Genomic DNA, 22,076 nt, shown 5'->3' on the forward strand with positions numbered 1-22,076 from the left:
GCGCTGCTTGGCCTTACTCCGACACGAAGAGGGTGATCATGAGCCAGGAGACCTTTTTTGCGCAGCAGGAAGACTGCTTCTCCTCTTTCCACAACTACCTCCAGCATATCGGCAAGCTGCAGAAGTTGCAGGCAAGCAACCTGCAGGACAGCCTCCAGCGGCGCCGGGAGGCGTCCCTGCAGCGGCTGGCCGAATGCCCCCCGCAGCCGCCCGGCGCCGCCGACTGGCTCGACTACCTGGGCGACCTCAACCAGCGCACCCTGCTGTTCTGGGACACCCTGCGCCAGCGCGCCGACAACACCCTGCACCACCGCCAGGCCGGCTACCCGGTGCTGCTCAAGTTCGACCACGAACTGCTGCTCGACGGCCGCGACCTGCCGGCCCCGGTGAACTACTCGCTGCTGCACATCCTGCCCGGTCCGGGCCAGACGACCGACCCGTCCCTGCCGCCGGTGATCGTCATCGACCCGCGCGGCGGCCACGGCGCCGGCATCGGCGGCTTCAAGGAGGAGTCGGAGATCGGCGAAAGCCTGCGCGCCGGACACCCGACCTACTTCATCTCCTTCAGCCACAGCTCGGAACCGGGTCAGACGCTGGGCGACATCGCCCTCGCCCAGGCGCGCTTCATCGAACTGGTCAGCGAGCGCCATGCCCAGGCCGGCAAGCCGGTGCTGATCGGCAACTGCCAGGCCGGCTGGGCGCTCATGGGGCTGGCGGCGCTGCGTCCCGAGCTGCCGGGCCTGCTGGTGGTGGTCGGCGCCCCGCTGTCCTACTGGGCCGGGGTCAACGGCCGCAACCCGATGCGCTACGCCGGCGGCCTGCTCGGCGGCGCCTGGATGACCCGCCTGGGCAGCGACCTCGGCAACGGCCGCTTCGACGGCACCTGGCTGGTCAGCAACTTCGAGAACCTCGACCCGGCCCACACCTGGTGGGACAAGTACTACGAGCTTTTCTCCAGCATAGACAGCGAAGCGCCTCGCTTCCTCGATTTCGAGCGCTGGTGGGGCAGCCCCAACCTGTTCAACAGCGAGGAAATCGAGACCATCGTCGACGAGATGTTCATCGGCAACCGCCTGAGCGGCGGCCAGGGCACCCTCACCGACCTGCGCCAGATCGAGGCGCCGGTGGTGGTGTTCTGCTCCTACGGCGACAACATCACCCCGCCGCAGCAGGCCCTGAACTGGATCGCCGACCTCTACCCCTCCGACCTGGCGCTGCACTCCTCGGGGCGCACCATCATCTACCTCAAGCACGCCAGCGCCGGCCACCTGGGCATCTTCGTCTCCGGCCAGGTGGCGCGCCGCGAGCACCGCCAGCTGCTCGGCGCCATCGACGCGATCAAGGCCCTGCCACCCGGCCTGTTCGAGCTGATCATCGACGACGTGCCGCATCCGGATGGCGGCCCGCAGTCCTACCAGGTGCATTTCGAGTCGCGGCGGATCGCCGACATCATCGCCGAGGACGACGGCCGCGACGACGAGCGCGAGTTCGAATTGGTCGACCGTGTCTCGGCGATCAACAGCACCCTCTACGACTGGACGGTACGCCCCTGGCTGAGCCGGGCGATCAACGAGCCGGTCGCCGACCAGTTGCGCCAGAGCCACCCCTTCCACCTGCAGCGGCTGGCCTGGAGCAGCCTGAACCCGGCACTCTGGTGGCTGCCCGGCAGCGCCGGGCTGGTCCGCCAGCAGCGCCGCCCGGCGCGCCCCGACAATCCGCTGCTGGCCTGGCAGGCGTTCTTCTCCGGCTGCGTCGAGAACGCCCTGGACACCTGCCGGGACCTGCGCGATGCCGGCCAGGAGATGGCCTTCCACATGCTCTACGGCGGGCTCAGCACCCTCACCGGCGGCCAGCGGACGCGAGCGCTCGAGGCATTCGCCAGCGAACGGGACCGGGCCCTGCTCGCGCGCCTGTACAAAACCCTGCCGAAGGGCGGCGCGCGGGAGGCGGCGATCCGCATCCTGCTGCTGCTCGCCCGGGCCAGCGGCCGGCTGGACAAGTCCATGCTGGAAAGCATCGTCAAGGACTACCGCCGCCGGGCCAGCGCCGACCCGCACATCCCGGACGTCGCCAGCCTGCGGGAAATCACCCGCCAGCAGAACCTGCTGGTGTTCGCCTATCCCGAAGAGAGCCTGCAGACGCTGCCCGAGATGCTGCCCGAAGCCGCCGTGCGCCGGCAGATCCTCGCCGAGGTGATGGACATCGAGCCCGGCTGGCTGCGCAGCGACGGCGCGCTGGGGGCACTCTGGCGTCAGCTGTTCGAGGTGCTCGAACTGCCGCCGGCGGACTTCGCCCGGCCGCGCCTGGAAGGACCGGAGGCGGTCGCGAAGGTGCCCGCCGAGGCGAGCGCGGCCGCTTCGGCCGCCGCTCCGGAAAGCGCACCGCCGGCCGCCGCGCCGAAGGTGCACATCGCCGCCGAAACCGCCGTGCCGGCGCCCCGCCAGGATGCGCTGATCGAGCCGGTCCCGGCGGTCGCGCCGGAAACCACCGCCCGCGCTCCCGAGCCCGAAGCGGTCGAACCGGCCGCGGCACCCACGCCGGCCGAGCCGGCTGCCGAAGTGCCGGCCGAGGCCCCGCTGGCCGCCGCGCCCAAGCCGCACATCCGCATCCGCGCCAACACGGTGATCGCGGAGCCGGTGGAAGCGCCGCCCGCCGCCGAAGCCGCACCGCTCGGCACGGAGGCCTCTGCGGCTCCGATCGAGGCCGCTCCGGCTCCGGTCGAAGCCACGCCGGCCACGACGGAGATCCCTCCGGCCGCAGCCGCGCCGACCAGTGCGAAAACCACCCCGGCCTCGGCCCCGGCGCAGAAGACCGCCAAGCCGCGTCGGCCGCGCAAGCCCGGCAGCAAGTAGCGCACCACGTCGGTAGGAGCCGGCTTGCCGGCTCCTACCGCTTCCCCGCCCCGCGCACGTCTCCCGCTATCCCCGCTGGCATTCATGAAGCGCAGCAGCTGAACCTCTCCGCTCGCGGCGAAGTCGTGCTGCTGCGGCTTGTGCAGCAGGGCGCGGTCGATGGCGTCCACCAGCGGCCGGTCGTCGGTCGGGTGGCGGCGCAGCAGGGCGCGCAGATCCAGCGACTGCTCGTGGCCGAGGCAGAGCAGCAGGCGGCCCTCGACGGTCAGCCGCAGGCGGTTGCAGTTGGCGCAGAAGTTGTGGCTGTGCGGCGAGATGAAGCCGATGCGGCTGGCCGGATGCGCCGGCAGACGCACGTAGCGCGCCGGCCCGCCGCTCTGCTCGGCGCAGTCGAGCAGCGCGTAGCGGCTGGCGATCCGCGCCCTCACCTCGTCGCTGGAACAGAAGGCCTCGCCGCGCGCACGGCCGACCTCGCCCAGCGGCATCTCCTCGATGAAGCTGATGTCCAGCCCGCGCGCCACGGCGTAGTCGACCAGCTCGAGCACCTCGTCGGCGTTGCGCCCCTGCATCACCACGGCATTCAGCTTGATCCGCTCGAAGCCGGCGGCGCAGGCCGTCTCGATGCCGTCGAGCACCCGCGCCAGCTCGCCGGTGCGGGTGATGGCGCGAAAGCGCGCCGGGTCCAGGCTGTCCAGGCTGATGTTGAGGCGCGTCACCCCGGCCTCGGCCAGCGGGCGGGCCAGCCTGACCAGCTGCGAGCCGTTGGTGGTCATCACCAGTTCGCGCAGGCCGGGCAAGGCGGCGATCCGCTCGCACAGACCGAGGATGCCCCGGCGCACCAGCGGCTCGCCGCCGGTGAGGCGGATCTTCTTCACTCCGCGGCCGACGAACAGCCGAGCCAGGCGGTACAGCTCCTCGAGGCCGAGGATCTGCTGGCGCGGCAGGAAGCGCATGTCCTCGGCCATGCAGTAGACGCAGCGGAAGTCGCAGCGGTCGGTCACCGACAGCCGCAGGTAGTCGATGGTGCGTCCGAAGCCGTCTTGCAGTGCACTGGCCATGGGGATTCTCGTCAAAGGGATTCGGTGCCTCGCCCCCGCTCAGCCGGGGAAAAGGAACGGATTGAGGCCGCTGCGGTAGAAGCCCTGGCGCTCCACCTCGGCGTCCAGCGCCAGGGAGGCCAGGTCGTCGGCGATCACCTCCAGCTGCGGGTCGCGGTCCTCGTGGAGGACCTTGAGGTAGCTGTTGCAGTCGCCGCAGCTTTCCGAGCGGATCGCCGCCTGCTCGCTGTCCAGCGACCAGTAGTCGAGCCGGCCGCCCTCCTCGCAGTGGCTGCACTTGGTGCGCACCATGTGCCAGCGGCTCTCGCACAGCCCGCACTGGAGGTAGCGCAGGCCGCTCTGGGCGCCGCCGCGGATCACGCTGGCCACCGGCGCGCCACCACACACCGGGCAGCACTGGCGCCCCTCGCCGACGCCGGCCTGGCCGGCGGCCGACAGCTGTGCGGCCATCTGCGTCCAGTACAGCGACAGCGCGGCCCAGAGGAAGGGCGCACGGTCGCTGCCGACCGTGGCGTAGTCGCCGGCCAGCAGGGCGTCGGCCAGCTTCTCCAGGGCGATCCCGTCGCAGCCGCGCAGCCCGGCGAGGGTCTGCGCCACGGCCGAATTCGCCGCGGCCGGCAGACGTTCGAGCAGGCCCTGCAGCAGTTCGCGCCAGTGCCGCTCACGCGGCAGGCCGGTGGCCTCCAGCGGCGGCAGCGGCCCGCCCAGACGGGCGGACAGCGTGGCGGCCAGCGCCGCGGGCAGCGGCAGCGCCAGGGCGACCTGCTGCTGCGCCCCGGCGATGCCGGCGGCGAAGCGCAGGTAGTCGGCCATCGGGTGCCCCTCGGCGAGCTGACGCAGGCGCGCGGCGCGGCGGCCGTAGCGGTTTTCCAGCGTAGGCAGAATCAGCGGCACGATGGCACCGACGCCACCGCTCGGCTTCTCGTCGGCAACCAGACGGATGCTGTTCATTCGCTGCCCTCGCTCTTGGCCGGCTTGCTGGAGATCTGCCGATACCAGCGGTCGTGGTGGCTCCTAGCCCAGGCGCGCGAGACGTAGCCGGTGACCATCCCGGAAATCGAGCCCTTGACCCAGAAGGCCAGGTAGGCGTGGCCGAGGATCAAGAGGATCAGCGCGATGCCGGCGGCGGCGTGCAGGAACAGGCCGAGGCGGATCAGCGGGATGGGGAAGGCCGGGGCGAAGTACGGCCGCCAGATCACCAGGCCGCTGAGCAGCAGCACGCTGATCAGGCTCATGATCCCCCAGAACAGGATCTTCTGGCCGGCGTTGTACTTGCCGATCTGCAAGGGCTTGTCGTGGTTGCCGAGCAGCACGTCCTTGAGGTTGGCGAACCAGGCGAGGTCCTCGCGCTCCGGCAGGTTGTACTTAACGAAGCGGACGAACAGATAGACCAGGGCGAGGAACACCACGACGCCGAGGAAGGGGTGCAGGATGCGCGCCATCTGCGGCGTGCCGAGCACGGCGCCGAGACCGCTGAGGGTCGGGAAGAACCAGGACAGCCCGGAGAGCGCGGCGAGGAAGAAGCAGATCACCATCACCCAGTGGCAGGCACGCTCGGGGAAGCGGGTGCGCAGGATCATGTCGCGCTTGTTCATACCTCGGTCTCCTCATGCTCGTCGACCTGGTTCGGGCCGACGCCGACGTAGTGGAACAGGGTGCCGGCCAGGGTGGCGAAGAAGGCCACGGCGGCGGCCGGCTTCATCCAGCCCTTCCAGCCGTGGATCGCGCTGCTGATGCGCGGGTCTTTGGGCAGGTTGTGGTACAGCTCGGGTTTGTCGGCATGGTGCAGCACGTACATCACGTGGGTACCGCCGACGCCCTGCGGATCGTAGAGGCCGGCGTTGGCGTAGCCGCGGCCGTGCAGTTCCTCGACGCGCTGGCCGGCCAGGTGCTGCATGTCGGTCTTGCTGCCGAAGCTGATCGCCCCGGTCGGGCAGGTCTTGGCGCAGGCTGGCTCCTGGCCCACCGCCACGCGGTCGGAGCACAGGGTGCACTTGTAGGCCTTGTTGTCCTCCTGGCTGATGCGCGGCACGTTGAACGGACAGCCGGCGACGCAGTAGCCGCAGCCGATGCAGTGCTCGGACTGGAAGTCGACGATGCCGTTGGCGTACTGGACGATGGCGCCCGGGCTCGGGCAGGCCTTGAGGCAGCCGGGGTCCGTGCAGTGCATGCAGCCGTCCTTGCGGATCAGCCATTCGAGCCTGCCGTTCTCCTGCTGCACCTCGTCGAAGCGCATCACCGTCCAGCTCTTGGCGCTGAGGTCGATGGGATTGTCATAGACGCCGACGTTCTGGCCGACCTCGTCGCGCAGGTCGTTCCACTCCGAGCAGGCCACCTGGCAGGCCTTGCAGCCGATGCAGATGCTCACGTCGATCAGCTTGGCGACCTCCGCTTTGTGGTCGCGGACCTGGGTCGGCGGGGTCAGCGCGCTGGTCGCCGAGCGCTTGAGGATGTCTTGGGATTGCATGGACATGGAAAGCCCTCCATCAGACCTTTTCAATGTTCACGAGGAAGGCCTTGTACTCCGGCGTCTGCGAGTTGGCGTCGCCAACCGCAGGCGTCAGGGTGTTGGCCAGGAAACCCTTGCGGGTGGTGCCCTCGAATCCCCAGTGGCAGGGGATACCGACGGTGTCGACCAGCTTGCCGTCGATCTCCAGGGTGGCGATGCGCTTGGTCACCACCGCCTTGGCCTTGATGAAGCCGCGCATCGAGCTGACCTTGACCGTGTCGCCGGCACGGATGCCCTTCTGCGCCGCCAACTGCTCGCCGATCTCGACGAACTGCTCGGGCTGGACGATGGCGTTGAGCCGCGAGGCCTTGGTCCAGTGGCGGAACATCTCGGTGATCGAGTAGGTGGTGGCGACGTAGGGGAAGTCCGCCGCGCTGCCCATGCGCTGGCGGTCGTTGTCGAACAGCCGGGTGGTCGGGTTGAAGGTGACCTTCGGGTGCAGCGGGTTTTTCCGCCAGCGGCGACTCGATCGGCTCGTAGTGCTCGGGGAAGGGCCCGTCGCCCAGCGCGCCGACCGCGAACAGCCGGCCGAGGCCCTCGGGCAGCATGATGAAGGGGTTGGCCTCGCTGCCCGGCGCCACGCTGGCGGCGAAGTCGGCGACGTCGATGCCGCTCCAGCGCTGGCCGTTCCACTCGATCAGCTTGCGTTTCGGGTCCCAGGGCCGGCCCTGCGGGTCGACCGAGGCGCGGTTGTAGAGGATGCGGCGGTTCTGCGGCCAGGCCCAGGCCCAGCCCGGCGTGCTGCCGAGGCCCTGGCCGTCGCTGGCGTTGTCGCGCCGCGCCATCTGGTTGCCGGCCTCGGTCCAGGAGCCGGCGAAGATCCAGCAGAAGCTGGCGGTGCTGCCGTCGGCGCGCAGCAGCGAGAAGTCGCGCAACAGCTCGCCCTTTTTCGCCAGCAGGTTGCCCTGCGGATCGTGGAGGTCGGCCAGGGCGTAGCCGTTGGCCTCCCGGGCGACCTCCTCGGGCGCCGGGTCCTCCGGGTCGCTGTAGTTCCAGGCCATATTGAACAGCGGCGCGGGGTTGGCGCCGCCCTCCTTCGCGTACAGCTCGCGCAGGCGGAGGAACAGGTGGCCGAGGATCTTGCCGTCGTGCCAGGCCTCGGCCGGCGGCGCCGCCCCCGCCCAGTGCCACTGCAGCCAGCGCCCGGAGTTGGCGATCGAGCCGTTCTCCTCGGCGAAGCAGGACGACGGCAGGCGGAACACCTCGGTCCGGATCTCGGCGGGGTTCACGTCGTTGGCTTCGCCGTGGTTCTGCCAGAAGTTCGAGCTCTCGGTGACCAGCGGGTCGATCACCACCAGGTACTTGAGCCTGGACAGGGCGGCGACCGCCTTGTTCTTGTCCGGGAAGGCGGCGATCGGGTTGAAGCCCTGGGCGATGTAGCCGTTGACCTTGCCCTCGTACATCAGCTCCAGGTAGCGCAGCACGTCGTACTCGACGTCCCACTTGGGCAGCCAGTCGAAGCCCCAGTCGTTGTCCTTGGTCGCCTTGTCGCCCCAGACGCTCTTCATCAGGCTGACGAAGAACTTCTCGGTGTTCTGCCAGTAGTTGACCTGGCCGGGCAGCAGCGCCTTGGGCGTGCTCTGCGCCAGGTAGGTGGCCAGGTCGGGCTGGCGCTCCGAGGGCAGGTTCAGGTAGCCCGGCATGCGCACCGAGAGCAGGCCGAGGTCGGTGTAGCCCTGGATGTTCGAGTGGCCGCGCAGGGCGTTGATGCCGCCGCCGGGCATGCCGATGTTGCCGAGCAGCAGCTGGATCATCACCGCGCCGCGGATGATCTGCACGCCGCTGGTGTGGTGGGTCCAGCCGAGGGCGTAGAGGAAGGTCGCGGTCTTGTCCGGCGCGCTGGTGTCGCCGAGCAGCCGGCAGATCTCCAGGAAGTCCTCCTTGGGCGTGCCGCACAGGCGCGTGACCATCTCCGGGGTGTAGCGGCTGACGTGCTGCTTCAGCAGGTTCCACACGCAGCGCGGGTGGCTGAGGGTCGGGTCGCGCCGGGCGTGGCCGTTCTCGTCCAGCTGGTAGGCCCAGGAGCTGCGGTCGTACTGCTTCTTCGCCTCGTCGTAGCCGCTGAACAGGCCCTCGTCGAAGGCGAAGTCGTCGCGCACCAGCAGGCTCGCGTTGGTGTAGGCGCGCACGTACTCGTGCTGGATCCGGTCGTGGGCGATCAGGTAGTTGACCACGCCCATCAGGAAGGTCACGTCGGAGCCGGCGCGGATCGGCGCGTAGAGGTCGGCGACCGCGGCGCTGCGGTTGAAGCGCGGGTCGACCACGATCAGCTTGGCGCCGTTGCGGATCTTCGCCTCGATGGCCCACTTGAAGCCCACCGGGTGGGCCTCGGCGGGGTTGCCGCCCATGACCAGGACAACGTTGGCGTTCTTGATGTCCACCCAGTTGTTGGTCATCGCGCCGCGGCCGAAGCTGGGCGCCAGGGCGGCCACGGTCGGGCCATGGCAGAGCCGCGCCTGGCAGTCCATGCCGAGGATGCCGAGAGCTCGGGTAAAGCGCCAGTCGAGAGCGCCGGTCTCGTTGCTGGCCGCCGAGGAGCAGAGCATGCCAGTGGTCAGCCAGCGGTTCACGGTGACGCCGGCGGCGTTCTTCTCGACGAAGTTGGCGTCGCGGTCGTCCTTCATCAGCCGGGCGATGCGCTCGATGGCCTCCTCCCAGCTGATCCGCTGCCACTGGTCCGAGCCCGGCGCGCGGTACTCGGGGTACTGCAGGCGCTGCTCGCTGTGGATGAAGTCGACCAGGCCGGCGCCCTTCGGGCACAGCGAGCCGCGGCTGACCGGATGGTCCGGATCGCCCTCGATGTGGAAGATGCGCGGCTTGGCGTTCTTCGCGCCGTCGCCCAGGCTGTACATCAGCACCCCGCAGCCCACCGAGCAGTAGGTGCAGTTGTTGCGGGTCTCCCTGGCGCGCAGCAGCTTGTACTGGCGCGGCTGGGTGGCGTGGGCGACGCCGGGGGCGAAGCCGAGGGTGGCGGCGGTGGCACCGGCCACCCGACGGTACAGAGCTTGAAGAACTGTCTTCTGCCAAGTTCCATGACGATCTCCTGAAAAGAGGGACGAGCGCGGTCCGCGCTTCGCGGCGGGAAACGCTCGGGACTTTCGATTGGGTGTGCAGGCGGCGGCGGGCAGGCCCTTACGGGGCGCGGGGAACCGGGCTGTAGACCCGCGCCGCGCTGTGGTGCGGCAGATGGATCAGGTTGAGGCGGTGCCGGCGCGCCCAGTCCACGGTCAGCGCGGTGGGCGCCGACAGCCCGACCAGGGTGCCGATGCCGGCGCGCACCGCCTTGTGCAGGAGCTCGACGCCGCAGCGGCTGGTGACCACGGCGAAGCCCCGGCCGGCCTCCAGGCGTTCGCGTGCGAGGGCGCCGATCAGCTTGTCGAGGGCGTTGTGCCGGCCGATGTCCTCGCGGCACAGGCGGATCCCGCCGTCCCGTCGACGAACAATGCGGCATGCAGGGCGCCGCTGTGGCGGGCCAGGCGCTGCTCGGCGGCGATGCGCTCGCGCAGATCCTCAAGGTGTCCGGCCGGCGGCAGCGGCACCGGCTCGAGCGCCGGCAGCTGCGGCAACGCCTGCTCCAGCGCCTCCACCCCGCAGATGCCGCAGCCGCTGCTGCCGGCGAGTTGGCGGCGCTGCCGCTTGAGCCGCCAGAAGGCGCGGCTGGCGATCTGTACCTCGGCCTGCCAGGCCTCGGCGCCTTCGACGAGCTGCAGGTCGTAGATTTCATCGGCACTATCGATGATGCCGGCAGTCAGAGTGAAGCCGTGGACGAAGTCCTCCAGCGCCTCGGGCGTGACCATCATCACCGCATGACTGAGGCCGTTGTAGCTGATCGCCAGCGCGCATTCGCTGGCCAGCGGCGTCTCGCCGCCCCGCTCCGCCTGTCCCAGCTCGGCATAGCGGTAGGTGCCCGTGACGGTCGGGGGGGCTCCTGGACAGGGGGATTGGCGTGATGCGGCATGGCAGCGCACTCGGTGATCAATTGACACAAGTCAAGTCTATTCTTGGCCCAATCGTCCGACCAATCGCTAATGCCGATTCGTTGATCGACCACGTCTATCGACCCTGTCGTCACATGCGGCATCCTGCCGCGCAGGCCGCGCCGTTTCGCTGTCCGTTGCCCCGACGCCAACGCCGGCCTTCCCGGAGCGGATGCGCGCGCCTTAGCCTTTGGTCTATCCCTGCTCGCGCCTGTAAATGCACAAAACTCATATAAATATAGAATTATTATTCACTTAATGAATTAAAAGCACAGCGCTAGCATCCCTCTCCAGCATGGACACTCACTGAGAGGGAACACCGATGTCGCAACACTCGGGCGGCCTGTCGCGCCGCCGCTTTCTCGCCGGCAGCGCCGGCGCCCTGGCCCTGGCGCCCCTGCTGCTGCACGGCGCGCCGGCCGAGCCGGGCCGGCTGCGCGTCGCCCAGTACAAGGGTGGCGACAGGCTGCTGCTGGAGGCCGCCGGCCTCGCCGACACGCCCTACCCCATCGACTGGGCGGAATTCGCCTCGGGCAACCTGATGGTCGAGGCGATGAACGGCGGCTCGCTCGACCTCGCCTACGGCAGCGAGATCCCGCCGCTGTTCGGCTTCATCAAGGGTGCGCGCATCCGCGTGGTCGGGGTGATCAAGGGCGACGTCAACGAGCAGACGGTGCTGGTGCCGAAGGACTCGCCGATCCGCTCGATCGCCGACCTGAAGGGCAAGCGCGTCGGCTACGTGCGCGCCACCACCACCCAGTACTACCTGACCAAGATGCTCGCCGAGGTCGGGCTGAGCTTCGCCGACATCGAGGCGATCAACCTCACGGTGCCCGACGGCGCCGCCGCCTTCCGCACCGGCCAGCTCGACGCCTGGGCGATCTACGGCTATTCGGTGCCGCTGGCGCAGACCTCGGTCGGCGCCCGGGTGCTCAAGCGCGCCAACGGCTACCTGTCGGGCAACTACCTGTTCTTCGCCGCCCCGGAGGCCATCGCCGACCCGCAGCGCCACGCGGCGATCGCCGACTTCTTCGCACGCCTGCAGAAGGCCTTCGCCTGGCGCCAGGCCAATCCCGAACGCTACGCCACGGCGCTCGCCGCGGAGATCGGCGTGCCGGTCGAGGCGGTGCTCACCCTGCTGCGCAACGAAAGCCAGGTGCGCCGCCTGGTACCGGTGGACGACGCGGCGATCCGCAGCCAGCAGGACGTGGCCGACACCTTCCTCAAGGCCGGGGTGATCGAGCGGCCGGTGGACGTGCGGCCGCTGTGGGACCGCAGTTTCGCGGCCGCGCTGGGCGGCTGAGGCCGCGAAAGCGCAGCGCTCCTTTCTCCACCTGACCTGCACGGAAACCGGCCATGACGCATTGTTCCCGACGGCGTTTTCTCACTCTGGCGGGCGGCGCGCTGCTCGGCCGGCCGGTGGTGGTCGGGAACCGTCCCGGCGCGACGCCGGCCCCGATCGTCCACCCGGCTACGCGAGGCCCTGGCCGCCGCCGTCCGCAGCGAGGCCTTTCGCAAGGTCGCCGAGGGCCAGGACAACCGGGCGATCTTCCAGGCCGGCGAGGAAACCAGCGCCCGCCTGTACCGGAAGCCGGGCAGCCGCCGGCGCTTCCAGGCGCAGATCGCGCAGGCTGCTCCGGCGGCCTGAGCAAGGGCCGGCGAGCGGCCCTATGCCCCTATAAGCAAACGGCCAGCAACTCGGGCACGGACGACGATGACCCTCTACACCGGCGCTTGCCACTGCGGTGCAGTCCGCTTCGAGGTCGAAGCCGAGATCGACCACGTGCGCGTATGTGATTGTTCGATCTGCTCGATGCGCGGGGCACTCAACGTTCGGGTTCCGAAGGAGAACCTGCGTCTGCTGACGCCCTGGGAGAATTTGTCGCTCTATCAGTGGGGGTCCCGGACGGCGAAAGACTACTTCTGCCCGCAATGCGGCATCCTGCCGTTCAGGCGCCCCAGCGATCCGACACCCCGAGAGCTTGGCGAAGGCGTGCTGCCCTTCGATGGCTGGGCAGTGAATGTTCGTTGCCTGAAAGGGATCGATTTCCACTCGCTTCCGGTCAGGCGGATTCACGGAAGTCGAATCCGCCTAGAACCGACCTGAGCAAGCAGCCCGGCCATCCGCGCTACGCGCCGCACGGAAGGCTGTCGTGACGAATTTTCCGCCATCCCATGGCCCGCAATGCCTATCCGCTCAAGCGAACGGCATTGCAGAGCGGCGGCCGGCCATCAGGCCGGTTGCCGCTGCGCCCTGTCGTTCTCCAGCGCCAGGCAGCCGAGCAGGGTCCTGAGCACCGGCACCGGCTCGCCGTAGCGCTCGGCGATGGCGATCGGCGCGGCGAGCAGCGCCTCGGTTTCCAGGCGGCGCCCGGCCAGGCGGTCCTGCAGCATCGAGGTGCGCGTGCCACCCACCTCCTCGGCGCGCTTCACCCGCTGTTCGGGGGTCAGGCTCGGCGGGTGGCCGTCGCGTTCGGCCAGCCGGTAGATTTCCGCCATGCCGGCGAGCAGCACCGCGCGGGTGCGCGGCGTGCGCGCCATCTCGCCGACCGTCGCCCCGGTGATCGCGCTCAGCGGGTTGAGGGTGGCGTTGCTCATCAGCTTGGTCCACACCTCGCGGCGGATGTCCGCCGAACTCTCGGCGGGAATCCCGGCCGCCTGCCACTCGGCCACCAGCGCCAGCAGCGGCGCGTCCGGCTCGCCCTGCACCCGCGCGCAGATGTAACGATCGCTGCCGGTGCGGCGCACGCGGATGCGCCCGGGCGCGGTGCGCTCCACCGCATGCTGGACGACCAGCGCCACGCTGCGCGCCAGCAGCAGCGCACCGGCGATCTCGCCGTCGCGGTGCGACCACCACCAGGGAATGCCGTTCTGCAGGAAGACGTATTCGGTGGCGGCGTCGCCGAGGGCCGTCAGGCGCGGCAGCAGTTCGCCCAGATCGTGGGACTTCACCGCGACGATGACCTGGGCGAAGGGCCCGCGCAGCGCCTCGAGCGGCACATAGCGTACCGCCGGGGCCTGCCAGGTCTCGTCGCCCTCGGCGGCGATTCCGTCCGCCTGCGCGCCGGCGCCCGGACGCAGCGCCACCGTCACGCGGTGCCCGGCCCGGCTCAGAAGGCCGGCGAGGTACAGGCCCAGACTGCCACCGCCGATGACGGCGATGGGTTTTCCTATCGACATGCTGTGTTCTCCTTGGAAGGGGCCGGCGGCGCGCGAACGGCGGCTGCCGGCCGCGGGATTCAGAACGGCGCGAAAGCCTCGGCCGGGATGCGCAGGGGTACCCGCTCGTGCACCCGCGGCAGCAGCTCGCGGCCGAAGGCGATGGCGTCGGCGAGCGGGTCGAAGCCGCGCACCAGGAAGCGCTCGACGCCGAGCCGGTGGTAGGCGGCGAAGGCTTCGGCGACCTGCTCCGGGGTGCCGACCAGGGTCGCGGACTCGCCGTCGAGGCCGGACCACAGGCAGTCGTCGAACACCTGGCCGCGCGAGGCGAAGGGCAGCAGCTGCCCGGCCCGCTCCCAGGCCTCGGCCTCGCTGGCGCCGAGCACCACGCGCAGCGAGAGCCCGAAGCGCACCGCGCCGGCGCGCCCCTCGCGGGCGGCGGCGGCGCGCACCATGCCGATGCGCACGGCGACGGTGGCGAGCGGCTCGCCGGCCATCGCGTAGACGTCGGCATGCCGGCCGGCGAGCCTGGCCGCGGCCGGCGTGGCGCCGCCGCAATGGATCGGCAGGCGCGCCTGCAGGGGGCGCAGCGCCGCCTGGTGGCCCTGCACCCGGTAGTGGCGGCCCTCGAAGTCGAAGGGCCGGGGGCTGCTCCAGGCCTGGCGCAGCAGGCCCAGGTATTCGTCGCCGCGCGCCGGCCAGTCGCCGCGCTCGAGGAAATCGCCGTCGCGCTGCGGCACGCCGTCCTCGACCAAGAACAGCGCCGCGCGGCCGTCGCTGAAGTGGTCGAGGCTGGCGAACTGGCGGGCCGCCTCGGTCGGTGCCAGCAGGCCCGCCCGGTGCGCCACCAGCAGGCCGAGCCGGCGGGTCTGCTGGGCGACGTGGGCGGCCACCTGCAGCGCGTCCACCGCGGCGTCGCGCCAGCCGATCAGCGCCGCGTCGAAGCCGCCATGCTCCAGGGCGCGGGCACAGGCGCCCAGATAGGCCTTGTCCAGCGGCACGGCGCCGGACGGCAGGGGTTCGCGGATCTCCCGCGCGGGAAGAACGCCGATGAATTCGACGCGGCTGGCGCTGAGCATGCTGCGGCTCCGAAGGGGCGGATGGGCGGACGGAATGCTGGACAGGAGCCTACCGAGCCGGCCTTCTAATATCCAAAAACCATTTTTTATATGTTTATAAATATCTCTACGTTCTAAGAATTTGCTGTCCACAGGCCAGCCGGATGGCACCGGACGCTGAACCGTCCCCCCGCCCGCCACTCGAATGAAGTACGCCTGCCGTCACGGGGCCGCCATCCCATGAGCTTCCTCGACTGGACCGCCGTACTCAGCTCGCTTCTGCTCATCCTGGCGCTGGGCTCGGCGTTCCTGCGCTGGCTGCCGGTGACCACCTCGGTGGTCTGCCTCGGCTTCGGCCTGGCGATCGGCCCGCAGGGGCTCGGCCTGTGGCACGAACGGTTCCAGGAAGTCGCGCCCTGGATGGAGCACCTGACCGAGGTCGCCGTGCTGGTGTCGCTGTTCGTCACCGGCCTCAAGCTGCGCCTGCCGCTGCTCGACCCGGCCTGGCGCAATGCGTACCGGCTGGCCGGGCCGATCATGCTGGTGTGCATCGCCGGCACGGCCCTGGCCTGCCGTCTCCTGTTCGGTCTGGACTGGGGCGCCGCGCTGCTGATCGGCGCCGTGCTGGCGCCGACCGACCCGGTGCTCGCCGGCCTGGTCCAGGTGGTCCATGCCCGGGACTTCGACCGGGTGCGCTATGCCCTGTCGGGCGAGGCCGGACTCAACGACGGCACGGCCTTCCCCTTCGTGGTGTTCGCCCTGGCGTTCATGCAGCACGGCGGTGTCGACACCGGCTGGCTGGGCGGCTGGGCGCTGCACCGGCTGGTCTGGGCGGTCCCGGCCGGCCTGGCGATCGGCTATTACCTCGGCCGGCTGATCGGCCGTCTGTCCATCCACCTGCGCGCCAAGCACAGCGACAGCACCCTCTCGCCCAACGACTTCCTCGAACTGGCGCTGATCGGCATGGCCTACGTGCTGGCCGACCTGGCTGGCGCCTGGGGCTTCCTCGCGGTCTTCGCCGCCGGTGTCGGCCTGCGCCGCGCCGAAGTCTCCACCACCCGTCACGCGCCGATTCCCGCCGAGGAAAAGGCCCAGCGAATGATCGGCCACCTGGGCGGCCCGGCGACGCCGACCGCCCGGCCGGACCCGCGCCGGTTGGCCAATCCGACCGTCGCGGCGGGGGTCCTGATGCGCGACATGCTGACCTTCGGCAACCTGCTCGAACGCTCGCTGGAGGTGCTGCTGGTGACCCTGCTCGGCGTCCTGCTGGCCGCGCACTGGGACATGCGGGCGCTCGGCCTGGGCCTGGCGCTGTTCTGCGTGATCCGCCCGCTGAGCACGCGCCTGCTGCTCGACCACCGCGGGCTCAGCCCGGCCCAGGGCCGGCTGATCGGCTGGTTCGGCATCCGCGGCATCGGCAGCCTCTACTACCTGAGCTATGCCGTGAACCACGGCCCCGCGCCGGCGGCGCTGGACGGCTGCGTCGACCTCATCCTCTCGGTGGTCGCTCTGAGCATCCTGATCCACGGCGTCACCACCCAGCCGCTGCTCGATCATTACGAGCGCCAGCGCTCGGAGGAAGCAGGCTGAACTCAGCGCGGCGCGCGCAGGAACGCCCGGGCCTCGCGGAAACAGGCCTCCGCCAGCGGCGAGCGCGGCGCGGCGCGGCGGATGATCAGGCCCAGCGGGGCGAGGGTGCGGGCGTCCTCGATAGGGATCAGCCGCAGCTGCTCGGCCTCGCGCTCGAAGCCGCCCTCCAGCGGGACGATGCCGCAGCACAGCCCGGCGCCGACCGCACGCACCAGCAGGTAGACGGCGTCGGTCTCCAGGCGCAGGTCGGGGGTCAGGCCGTGGCGGCGGAAACCGTGGTCGATCGACTGGCGAAAGTGCATGCCGGTCGACAGCAGGCCCAGCGGCAGCTCGGCCAGCGCCGCCCAGCCGAGCACCGGCGCGGCGAACGCGAAGCGCCGCGGGTCGTACAGCAGGCCCATGTGCACCTCGGTCAGCGGGTGGGCGTCGAACAGCACCCGGTCGAGCCGTTCGAGATAGGAGATGCCCAGGTCGAGCTGGTTGCGCCCGAGCTGTTCGAAGATCTGCTCGCTGCTGAGCACGCCGATCTGGAAGCGCAGGCTCGGGTGCAGCTCGGCGAACAGCGTGACCAGGCTCATCGGATCGAAGCCGGCCAGCGGCACCACGCCCAGGCGCAGGGTGCCGACCAGTTGGCCGCGGCAGGCGGCGGCCTCGGCGTGCAGGCCCTCCTCCGCCGCCAGCAGGCTGCGCGCCCAGGCCAGTACGCGCAGGCCGGCCTCGGTGAAGCCCTCGAAGCGGTGGCTGCGGCGGATCAGCTCCAGGCCCAGCTCCGCCTCCAGGTCGCGGATGCGCATCGACAGGGTCGGCTGGGTCACGTGGCAGCGCGCGGCGGCCTGGCCGAAGTGCCGGGTCTGTTCGAGGGCGACGAGGAATTTGAGCTGCTTGATGTCCACACGACGGCCTGTGCCAGAGAAATCAGCGCCCAGCTTGCCGGCAATCGTCCCGGGAGAAAAGCACGATGGGCCGGGGGCTTGCACGATTCCTGCAAGGATTTCGGCCCGAAAACCGCCGGCCGCGGGCCGGTTATCCATTTCCGCCGCCTTGCGAAATAATGAAGGGATGACCGGTCCCCGCCCATCCGTCGAGCGCATCGCCATGCAACTGCCCTCCTTCCTCCGCCGCCCGCGCTGGCGCAGCCTGGCGCTGCTCGCCCTGCTGCTGGCGCCGCTGCTCTGGCCGCTGCAGCAGCTGGCCGAGCGCTACTACCTCGGCGAGCTGCTGCAGCAGAACCGCCAGACCCTCGACCTCTACGTCGCCAACCTGCTCGGCACCTTGCGCCGCTACGAGGTGCTGCCGCAGATCCTCGGCGACCTGCCGGCGCTGCACAACGTGCTGCGCCAGCCCCAGCAGCCCGAGGCGGCGGACGAGGCCAACCGGCTGCTCAAGAAGATCCTCGAACGCACCGGCGCCGACTCGCTGTACCTGATGGACGCGACCGGCCGCACCCTGGCCACCTCCAACTGGGACCAGCCGGACAGCTTCATCGGCCGCAACTTCGCCTTCCGCCCCTATTTCAGCGAGGCCATGGCCGGCCGCCAGGGGCAGTTCTTCGGCCTCGGCACCACCTCCGGCAAGCGCGGCTACTACTTCGCCGCGCCGGTGCGCGACGGCGGCGAAGCCCTCGGCGTGCTGGTGATCAAGGTCGACCTGGACCGTACCGAGCAGCTCTGGGGCAACACCCCCGAGCGCCTCCTGACCACCGACAAGCACGGCGTGGTGATCCTCACCTCCCACCCCGACTGGCGCTTTCGCGCCACCCGGCCGCTGGAGGCCGGCGAGCTGGCCGAGATCGCCGCCAACCTGCCCTACCCGACCCGCAACCCGCAGCCGCTGCAGCTGAACCCCAGGGACTGGCTGGTCCAGCAGCAGCACATCGAGGAGACCGGCTGGACGGTGCAGATCCTCGCCCCGCGCAGCCTGCTGGAGCGCCCGGTGCGCGCCGTGCTGGTCAGCGGCGGCGCCGGGCTGCTGGTGCTGATGCTGCTGCTCGGCCTCCTGCTGCAGCGCCGCCGCCACTACCTCGAGCGCATCGCCCTGGACAGCCGCACCCGCCAGGAACTGGAGCGCCGCGTGCAGGAGCGCACCCAGGACCTGGAAGACCTCAACCAGCGCCTCAAGCGCGAGGTGCTGGAGCGCGAGCAGGCCCAGCAGGAGCTGGTCCGCGCCCAGGACGACCTGGTCCAGGCCGGCAAGCTCTCGGCCCTCGGCACCATGAGCGCGAGCATCAGCCACGAACTCAGCCAGCCGCTGGCGGCGATCCGCAGCTACGCCGACAACGCCGGCGTGCTGCTCGACCACCAGCGCTACCCCGAAGCCCGCGACAACCTGCAGCAGATCAGCCAGCTGACCAAGCGCATGGCGCTGATCATCGCCCACCTCAAGGCCTTCGCCCGCCGCGACCGCCAGGCGCCGGAAAGCGTCGCCCTGCAGCCGGCGCTGGAGGACGCCCTGGCCCTGCTCGCCAACCGCCGGCGCAGCCTGGAGGTGGAACTGATCCGCGACCTGCCGGACGCCACCCTCTGGGTCCAGGCCGGCGAGACGCGCCTGCGCCAGGTGCTCGGCAACCTGCTGGCCAACGCCCTCGACTCGCTGGCCGACCGGGCGCCGCCGCGGCGCCTGTGGCTGAGCACGCAGCTGCTCGACGACGGGCGGATCAGCCTGAGCCTGCGCGACAACGGCCCGGGCTTTTCCGCCGAGGCCCTGGAGCGCGCCCGCGAACCCTTCTACACCACCAAGACCACCGCCCGCGGCCTGGGCCTGGGCCTGGCCATCTGCGACAGCCTGGTCAACGCCCTCGGCGGCGAGCTGCTGCTGGCCAACCAGCCGGGCGGCGGCGCGCTGGTCACCCTCAACCTGCTGCCGGCCACCAGCGCCGTCGGCGCCCAGACCGTGGAGGACTACCCATGACCGTCGATGCCGCCACCCAGGTGCTGCTGGTCGACGACGATCCGCACCTGCGCCAGGCCCTCAGCCAGACCCTCGACCTGGCCGGCCTCAAGGTCCGCGCCTTGGCCGACGCCCGCGGCCTGGCCGAGCGCCTCGACCGTGACTGGCCGGGGGTGGTGGTCAGCGACATCCGCATGCCCGGCATCGACGGCCTGGAGCTGCTCGGCCAGCTCAAGGCGCTCGATGCCGAGCTGCCGGTGCTGCTGATCACCGGCCACGGCGACGTGCCGCTGGCGGTGCAGGCGATGCGCGCCGGCGCCTACGACTTCCTGGAAAAACCCTTCGCCAGCGAGGACCTGCTGGACAGCGTGCGCCGCGCCCTCGACCTGCGCCGCCTGGTGCTCGACAACCGCAGTCTGCGCCTGGCGCTGGCCGACCGCCAGGCACTGGCCACCCGCCTGCTCGGCCAGTCGCCGGCCATCGCCCGCCTGCGCGAGCAGATCGGCGCCCTGGCGGCGACCAATGCCGACGTGCTGATCCTCGGCGAGACCGGCAGCGGCAAGGAGGTGGTGGCGCGCGCCCTGCACGACCTGTCGAGCCGCCGCGCCGGGCCCTTCGTGGCGATCAACGCCGGCGCCCTGGCCGAGTCGGTGGTCGAGAGCGAGCTGTTCGGCCACGAGGCCGGCGCCTTCACCGGCGCGCAGAAGCGCCGCATCGGCAAGTTCGAGTTCGCCAACGGCGGCACCCTGTTCCTCGACGAGATCGAGAGCATGAGCCTCGACGTGCAGGTCAAGCTGCTGCGCCTGCTGCAGGAGCGGACGGTCGAGCGGGTCGGCTCGAACCAGCTGATCCCGCTGGACATCCGCGTCGTCGCGGCGACCAAGGAGGACCTGCGCCAGGCCGCCGACCAGGGCCGCTTCCGCGCCGACCTCTACTACCGGCTGAACGTCGCGCCGCTGCGCATCCCGCCGCTGCGCGAGCGCGGCGAGGACATCCTGTTGCTGTTCCAGCATTACGCCGACGCCGCCAGCGCCCGCCACGGCCTGCCGCCGCGCGCGCTGCAGCCGGAGCAGCGCGCCCAACTGATGCTGCACCCCTGGCCGGGCAACGTGCGCGAGCTGCAGAACGCCGCCGAGCGCTTCGCCCTCGGCCTGGAGCTGGGCCTCGGCCCGACGCCGGGGCAGACCGCCATGGAACCGCCGGCGGCCGGCGGCCGGCTCACCGAGCAGGTGGAAGCCTTCGAGCGCGCGCTGATCGCCGCCGAGCTGAGCCGCCCGCACGGCTCGCTGCGCAGCCTGGCCGAGGCCCTCGGCGTGCCGCGCAAGACCCTCCACGACAAGCTGCGCAAGCACGGCCTGAACTTCGCCGACGGCGGAAATCCGCCGGACGATGCCGCCTGAAGGGCGGCCCGCCGCCAGCGACCGTCCTTGAAGCCGGTCTCAACTGGCAGACAGGCGGCTATCTGAGTGTTTGCCCAACACCGAGCCGCCCGCCACAATGCGCTGCCTTTTCCCTGCATCAGAGGTTCGCACTATGCGTAAAACGCTCTCCATCCTGACCCTGAGCCTGCTCTGCGCCCAGGCTGCCCTGGCCGCCGAAGGCACCACCCAGGCCGCCGTCGGCGGCGGCGTCGGTGGCGCCCTGGGCAGCGTGCTCGGCCAGAGCATCGGCGGCAGCACCGGCGCGGCGGTCGGCGCCGGCCTGGGTGGCGCGGCCGGCGGCGCCGTGGCCGCCAAGGACGGCAAGAAGACCAAGGCGGCCATCGGCGGCGGCCTGGGCGCCGCAGGCGGCTCGCTGCTCGGCAACAAGCTCGGCGGCACCGCCGGCGCCGCCATCGGCGCCGGCCTGGGTGGCGCGGCCGGCGGCGCCATCGCCAACGGCATCGGCGACGGCAAGAAGCACAAGCACCATCACCACGACGACTGATTCCCCTCGCCGTGCCACGCGGCCCGCGCCCCGCGGGCTTTCCGGCGGCAGCCCCGGCGGCTGCCGCTAGGCGTAGAAGATTCCCTCCAGGGTCCGGCGCATCACCGCGGCATCGACATCGACGCCGGTCCAGTACTTGATGCCGATGACCCCCTGATTGACCAGCATGCCCAGTCCGTCGAGCACCCGGCAGCCGCGCGCCTCGGCGCTGCGGATCAGATGGGTGCGCGGCGGATTGTGGATGCCGTCGGCGACCACCATGCCCGGATGCAGCGACGCCAGGTCGAGGTCGAGGCGCTGGTCGACGTTCGGGTACAGGCCGATGGAGGTGGCGTTGATCACGATGTCGGTGTCGCGCGGCACCGCCACAGTGCCGTCCCACAGGCGCAGCTCGGCGCAGGTCGGGGTCTTCGCGTTGAGCAGATCGACCAGCGTCCGGCCGTGATCGCGGCTGCGGTTGACCACGGCGATGCTACTGGCGCCGGCCAGGGCGAGTTCCACGCTCACCGCGCGCGCCGCACCGCCCGCGCCGAAGATCATCACCGACTTGCCGCGCGGGTCGACGACCTCGCGCATGGCCTGGACGAAGCCCTTGCCGTCGGTGTTCTCGCCGATGAACGCCTCGCCGCGCCGGACGATGGTGTTGACCGCGCCGATGATCTCCGCCGACTGCCCGAGCCCGTCGAGATGCTCGATGACCGCGACCTTGTGGGGAATGGAGCAGTTGAAGCCGGCCCAGCCCATGGCCTTGGCGCCCCGCACGGCATCGCCGAGGAACTGCGGCGCCACTTCGCAGTTGATGTAGCGCCAGTCGAGGCCGTGATGGCGGTAGGCGGCTTCGACCATCGCCACCGTCGGGTTCTCGGCGGCCGGCATGGCGAAGGATCCGGTCAGCGTGCTCAGGAAGTTCGGCTCCATGGGGTACTCCCGCGACAGTCTGTCGATTGAGGGGTGAAGGGGGTCCGCGCGGCAGTACGCTACAGTGCTTCCTCGCGATTAATTCACGATGAATGAATTATTAAGCCGACGCAAGCCCGGCGACGAACGGCGCACGCGCCGCT

Annotated in this window: 14 protein-coding genes and 3 pseudogenes; 7 read left to right on the forward strand and 10 right to left on the reverse strand. The window is 70.6% G+C overall.

All coding sequences use genetic code 11. The features are described from left to right. The first annotated feature begins 38 nt into the window (after positions 1 to 38). A complete protein-coding gene (locus tag Atro_RS11825; RefSeq protein ID WP_497922500.1) occupies positions 39 to 2,852 on the forward strand; it encodes a DUF3141 domain-containing protein in 2,814 nt (937 codons plus the stop codon). A 71-nt stretch (positions 2,853 to 2,923) separates the two neighbouring features. Here the strand turns inward: Atro_RS11825 and moaA are convergent. From moaA to fdhD, 6 genes and pseudogenes are all read right to left on the reverse strand, one after another. Continuing rightward, positions 2,924 to 3,910 (reverse strand): annotated as a pseudogene (gene moaA / locus Atro_RS11830) (GTP 3',8-cyclase MoaA); the annotation flags it as partial. 39 nt (positions 3,911 to 3,949) lie between these two features. Next, on the reverse strand, positions 3,950 to 4,861 hold the full coding sequence (gene fdhE, locus Atro_RS11835) for a formate dehydrogenase accessory protein FdhE (protein WP_497922502.1): 912 nt from the start codon (positions 4,859 to 4,861) through the stop codon (positions 3,950 to 3,952). After that, on the reverse strand, positions 4,858 to 5,505 hold the full coding sequence (locus Atro_RS11840) for a formate dehydrogenase subunit gamma (protein ID WP_497922503.1): 648 nt from the start codon (positions 5,503 to 5,505) through the stop codon (positions 4,858 to 4,860). Before Atro_RS11840 ends, fdhE begins: the two co-directional genes overlap by 4 nt. Beyond that, positions 5,502 to 6,377, reverse strand: coding sequence for a formate dehydrogenase subunit beta (gene fdxH, locus Atro_RS11845; protein WP_497927670.1), 876 nt, complete (start codon positions 6,375 to 6,377; stop codon positions 5,502 to 5,504). The genes Atro_RS11840 and fdxH overlap by 4 nt, the downstream gene beginning before the upstream one ends. Before the next feature lie 19 nt (positions 6,378 to 6,396). Further along, positions 6,397 to 9,453: pseudogene (gene fdnG, locus Atro_RS11850) on the reverse strand (formate dehydrogenase-N subunit alpha). 98 nt (positions 9,454 to 9,551) lie between these two features. Next, a pseudogene (fdhD, locus tag Atro_RS11855) lies at positions 9,552 to 10,387 on the reverse strand (formate dehydrogenase accessory sulfurtransferase FdhD). A gap of 331 nt (positions 10,388 to 10,718) precedes the next feature. On the opposite strand from fdhD, the gene Atro_RS11860 reads away from it, so the two are divergent. Both Atro_RS11860 and Atro_RS11865 read left to right on the forward strand, forming a co-directional pair. Further along, positions 10,719 to 11,699, forward strand: a complete 981-nt coding sequence (locus Atro_RS11860; protein ID WP_497922505.1) for an ABC transporter substrate-binding protein — start codon at positions 10,719 to 10,721, stop codon at positions 11,697 to 11,699. A gap of 411 nt (positions 11,700 to 12,110) precedes the next feature. Continuing rightward, positions 12,111 to 12,503, forward strand: coding sequence for a GFA family protein (locus tag Atro_RS11865; RefSeq protein WP_497922507.1), 393 nt, complete (start codon positions 12,111 to 12,113; stop codon positions 12,501 to 12,503). A 125-nt stretch (positions 12,504 to 12,628) separates the two neighbouring features. Here Atro_RS11865 and Atro_RS11870 read toward each other — a convergent pair whose 3' ends face one another. After that, positions 12,629 to 13,576 carry a ketopantoate reductase family protein gene (locus Atro_RS11870; protein WP_497922509.1) on the reverse strand — a complete coding sequence of 316 codons (948 nt, stop codon included), beginning with the start codon at positions 13,574 to 13,576 and terminating at the stop codon, positions 12,629 to 12,631. Positions 13,577 to 13,635: 59 nt separating this feature from the next. After that, complete coding sequence (locus Atro_RS11875; protein ID WP_497922511.1) at positions 13,636 to 14,634, reverse strand: LLM class flavin-dependent oxidoreductase; 999 nt, start codon at positions 14,632 to 14,634, stop codon at positions 13,636 to 13,638. A 219-nt stretch (positions 14,635 to 14,853) separates the two neighbouring features. Here Atro_RS11875 and Atro_RS11880 point away from each other — a divergent pair, with 219 nt between their 5' ends. Continuing rightward, positions 14,854 to 16,203, forward strand: a complete 1,350-nt coding sequence (locus Atro_RS11880; protein ID WP_497922513.1) for a cation:proton antiporter — start codon at positions 14,854 to 14,856, stop codon at positions 16,201 to 16,203. Between the two features lie 2 nt (positions 16,204 to 16,205). Here the strand turns inward: Atro_RS11880 and Atro_RS11885 are convergent, their stop codons facing one another. Beyond that, the gene (locus tag Atro_RS11885; RefSeq protein WP_497922515.1) at positions 16,206 to 17,096 is read right to left on the reverse strand and encodes a LysR family transcriptional regulator; all 891 of its coding nucleotides are present in this window, start codon (positions 17,094 to 17,096) and stop codon (positions 16,206 to 16,208) included. Between the two features lie 202 nt (positions 17,097 to 17,298). Here Atro_RS11885 and Atro_RS11890 point away from each other — a divergent pair, with 202 nt between their 5' ends. The 3 genes from Atro_RS11890 (at position 17,299) to Atro_RS11900 (ending at position 21,015) form a co-directional block, all read left to right on the forward strand. Further along, entirely contained in the window at positions 17,299 to 19,110 is a 1,812-nt protein-coding gene (locus tag Atro_RS11890) for a sensor histidine kinase (protein WP_497927671.1), read from the forward strand. Continuing rightward, complete coding sequence (locus Atro_RS11895) at positions 19,107 to 20,489, forward strand: sigma-54-dependent transcriptional regulator (protein ID WP_497922517.1); 1,383 nt, start codon at positions 19,107 to 19,109, stop codon at positions 20,487 to 20,489. The genes Atro_RS11890 and Atro_RS11895 overlap by 4 nt, the downstream gene beginning before the upstream one ends. A 133-nt stretch (positions 20,490 to 20,622) precedes the next feature. Then, positions 20,623 to 21,015: a bacteriocin gene (locus tag Atro_RS11900; RefSeq protein ID WP_497922518.1), complete on the forward strand. Its 393-nt coding sequence runs from the start codon at positions 20,623 to 20,625 to the stop codon at positions 21,013 to 21,015. A gap of 66 nt (positions 21,016 to 21,081) precedes the next feature. Here Atro_RS11900 and aroE read toward each other — a convergent pair whose 3' ends face one another. Beyond that, positions 21,082 to 21,933, reverse strand: a complete 852-nt coding sequence (gene aroE / locus Atro_RS11905) for a shikimate dehydrogenase (RefSeq protein WP_497922520.1) — start codon at positions 21,931 to 21,933, stop codon at positions 21,082 to 21,084. Between the last annotated feature and the right edge of the window lie 143 nt (positions 21,934 to 22,076).

It is taken from the genome of Azotobacter tropicalis (genome assembly GCF_059739045.1).

What these genes read in the sequence shown, in the direction of transcription:
- Atro_RS11825 (WP_497922500.1), top strand. Translation starts at nt 39, where the DNA reads ATGAGCCAGGAGACCTTTTTTGCGCAGCAGGAAGACTGCTTCTCCTCT.
- fdhE (WP_497922502.1), bottom strand. Translation starts at nt 4,861, where the DNA reads ATGAACAGCATCCGTCTGGTTGCCGACGAGAAGCCGAGCGGTGGCGTC.
- Atro_RS11840 (WP_497922503.1), bottom strand. Translation starts at nt 5,505, where the DNA reads ATGAACAAGCGCGACATGATCCTGCGCACCCGCTTCCCCGAGCGTGCC.
- fdxH (WP_497927670.1), bottom strand. Translation starts at nt 6,377, where the DNA reads ATGCAATCCCAAGACATCCTCAAGCGCTCGGCGACCAGCGCGCTGACC.
- Atro_RS11860 (WP_497922505.1), top strand. Translation starts at nt 10,719, where the DNA reads ATGTCGCAACACTCGGGCGGCCTGTCGCGCCGCCGCTTTCTCGCCGGC.
- Atro_RS11865 (WP_497922507.1), top strand. Translation starts at nt 12,111, where the DNA reads ATGACCCTCTACACCGGCGCTTGCCACTGCGGTGCAGTCCGCTTCGAG.
- Atro_RS11870 (WP_497922509.1), bottom strand. Translation starts at nt 13,576, where the DNA reads ATGTCGATAGGAAAACCCATCGCCGTCATCGGCGGTGGCAGTCTGGGC.
- Atro_RS11875 (WP_497922511.1), bottom strand. Translation starts at nt 14,634, where the DNA reads ATGCTCAGCGCCAGCCGCGTCGAATTCATCGGCGTTCTTCCCGCGCGG.
- Atro_RS11880 (WP_497922513.1), top strand. Translation starts at nt 14,854, where the DNA reads ATGAGCTTCCTCGACTGGACCGCCGTACTCAGCTCGCTTCTGCTCATC.
- Atro_RS11890 (WP_497927671.1), top strand. Translation starts at nt 17,299, where the DNA reads ATGCAACTGCCCTCCTTCCTCCGCCGCCCGCGCTGGCGCAGCCTGGCG.
- Atro_RS11895 (WP_497922517.1), top strand. Translation starts at nt 19,107, where the DNA reads ATGACCGTCGATGCCGCCACCCAGGTGCTGCTGGTCGACGACGATCCG.
- Atro_RS11900 (WP_497922518.1), top strand. Translation starts at nt 20,623, where the DNA reads ATGCGTAAAACGCTCTCCATCCTGACCCTGAGCCTGCTCTGCGCCCAG.
- aroE (WP_497922520.1), bottom strand. Translation starts at nt 21,933, where the DNA reads ATGGAGCCGAACTTCCTGAGCACGCTGACCGGATCCTTCGCCATGCCG.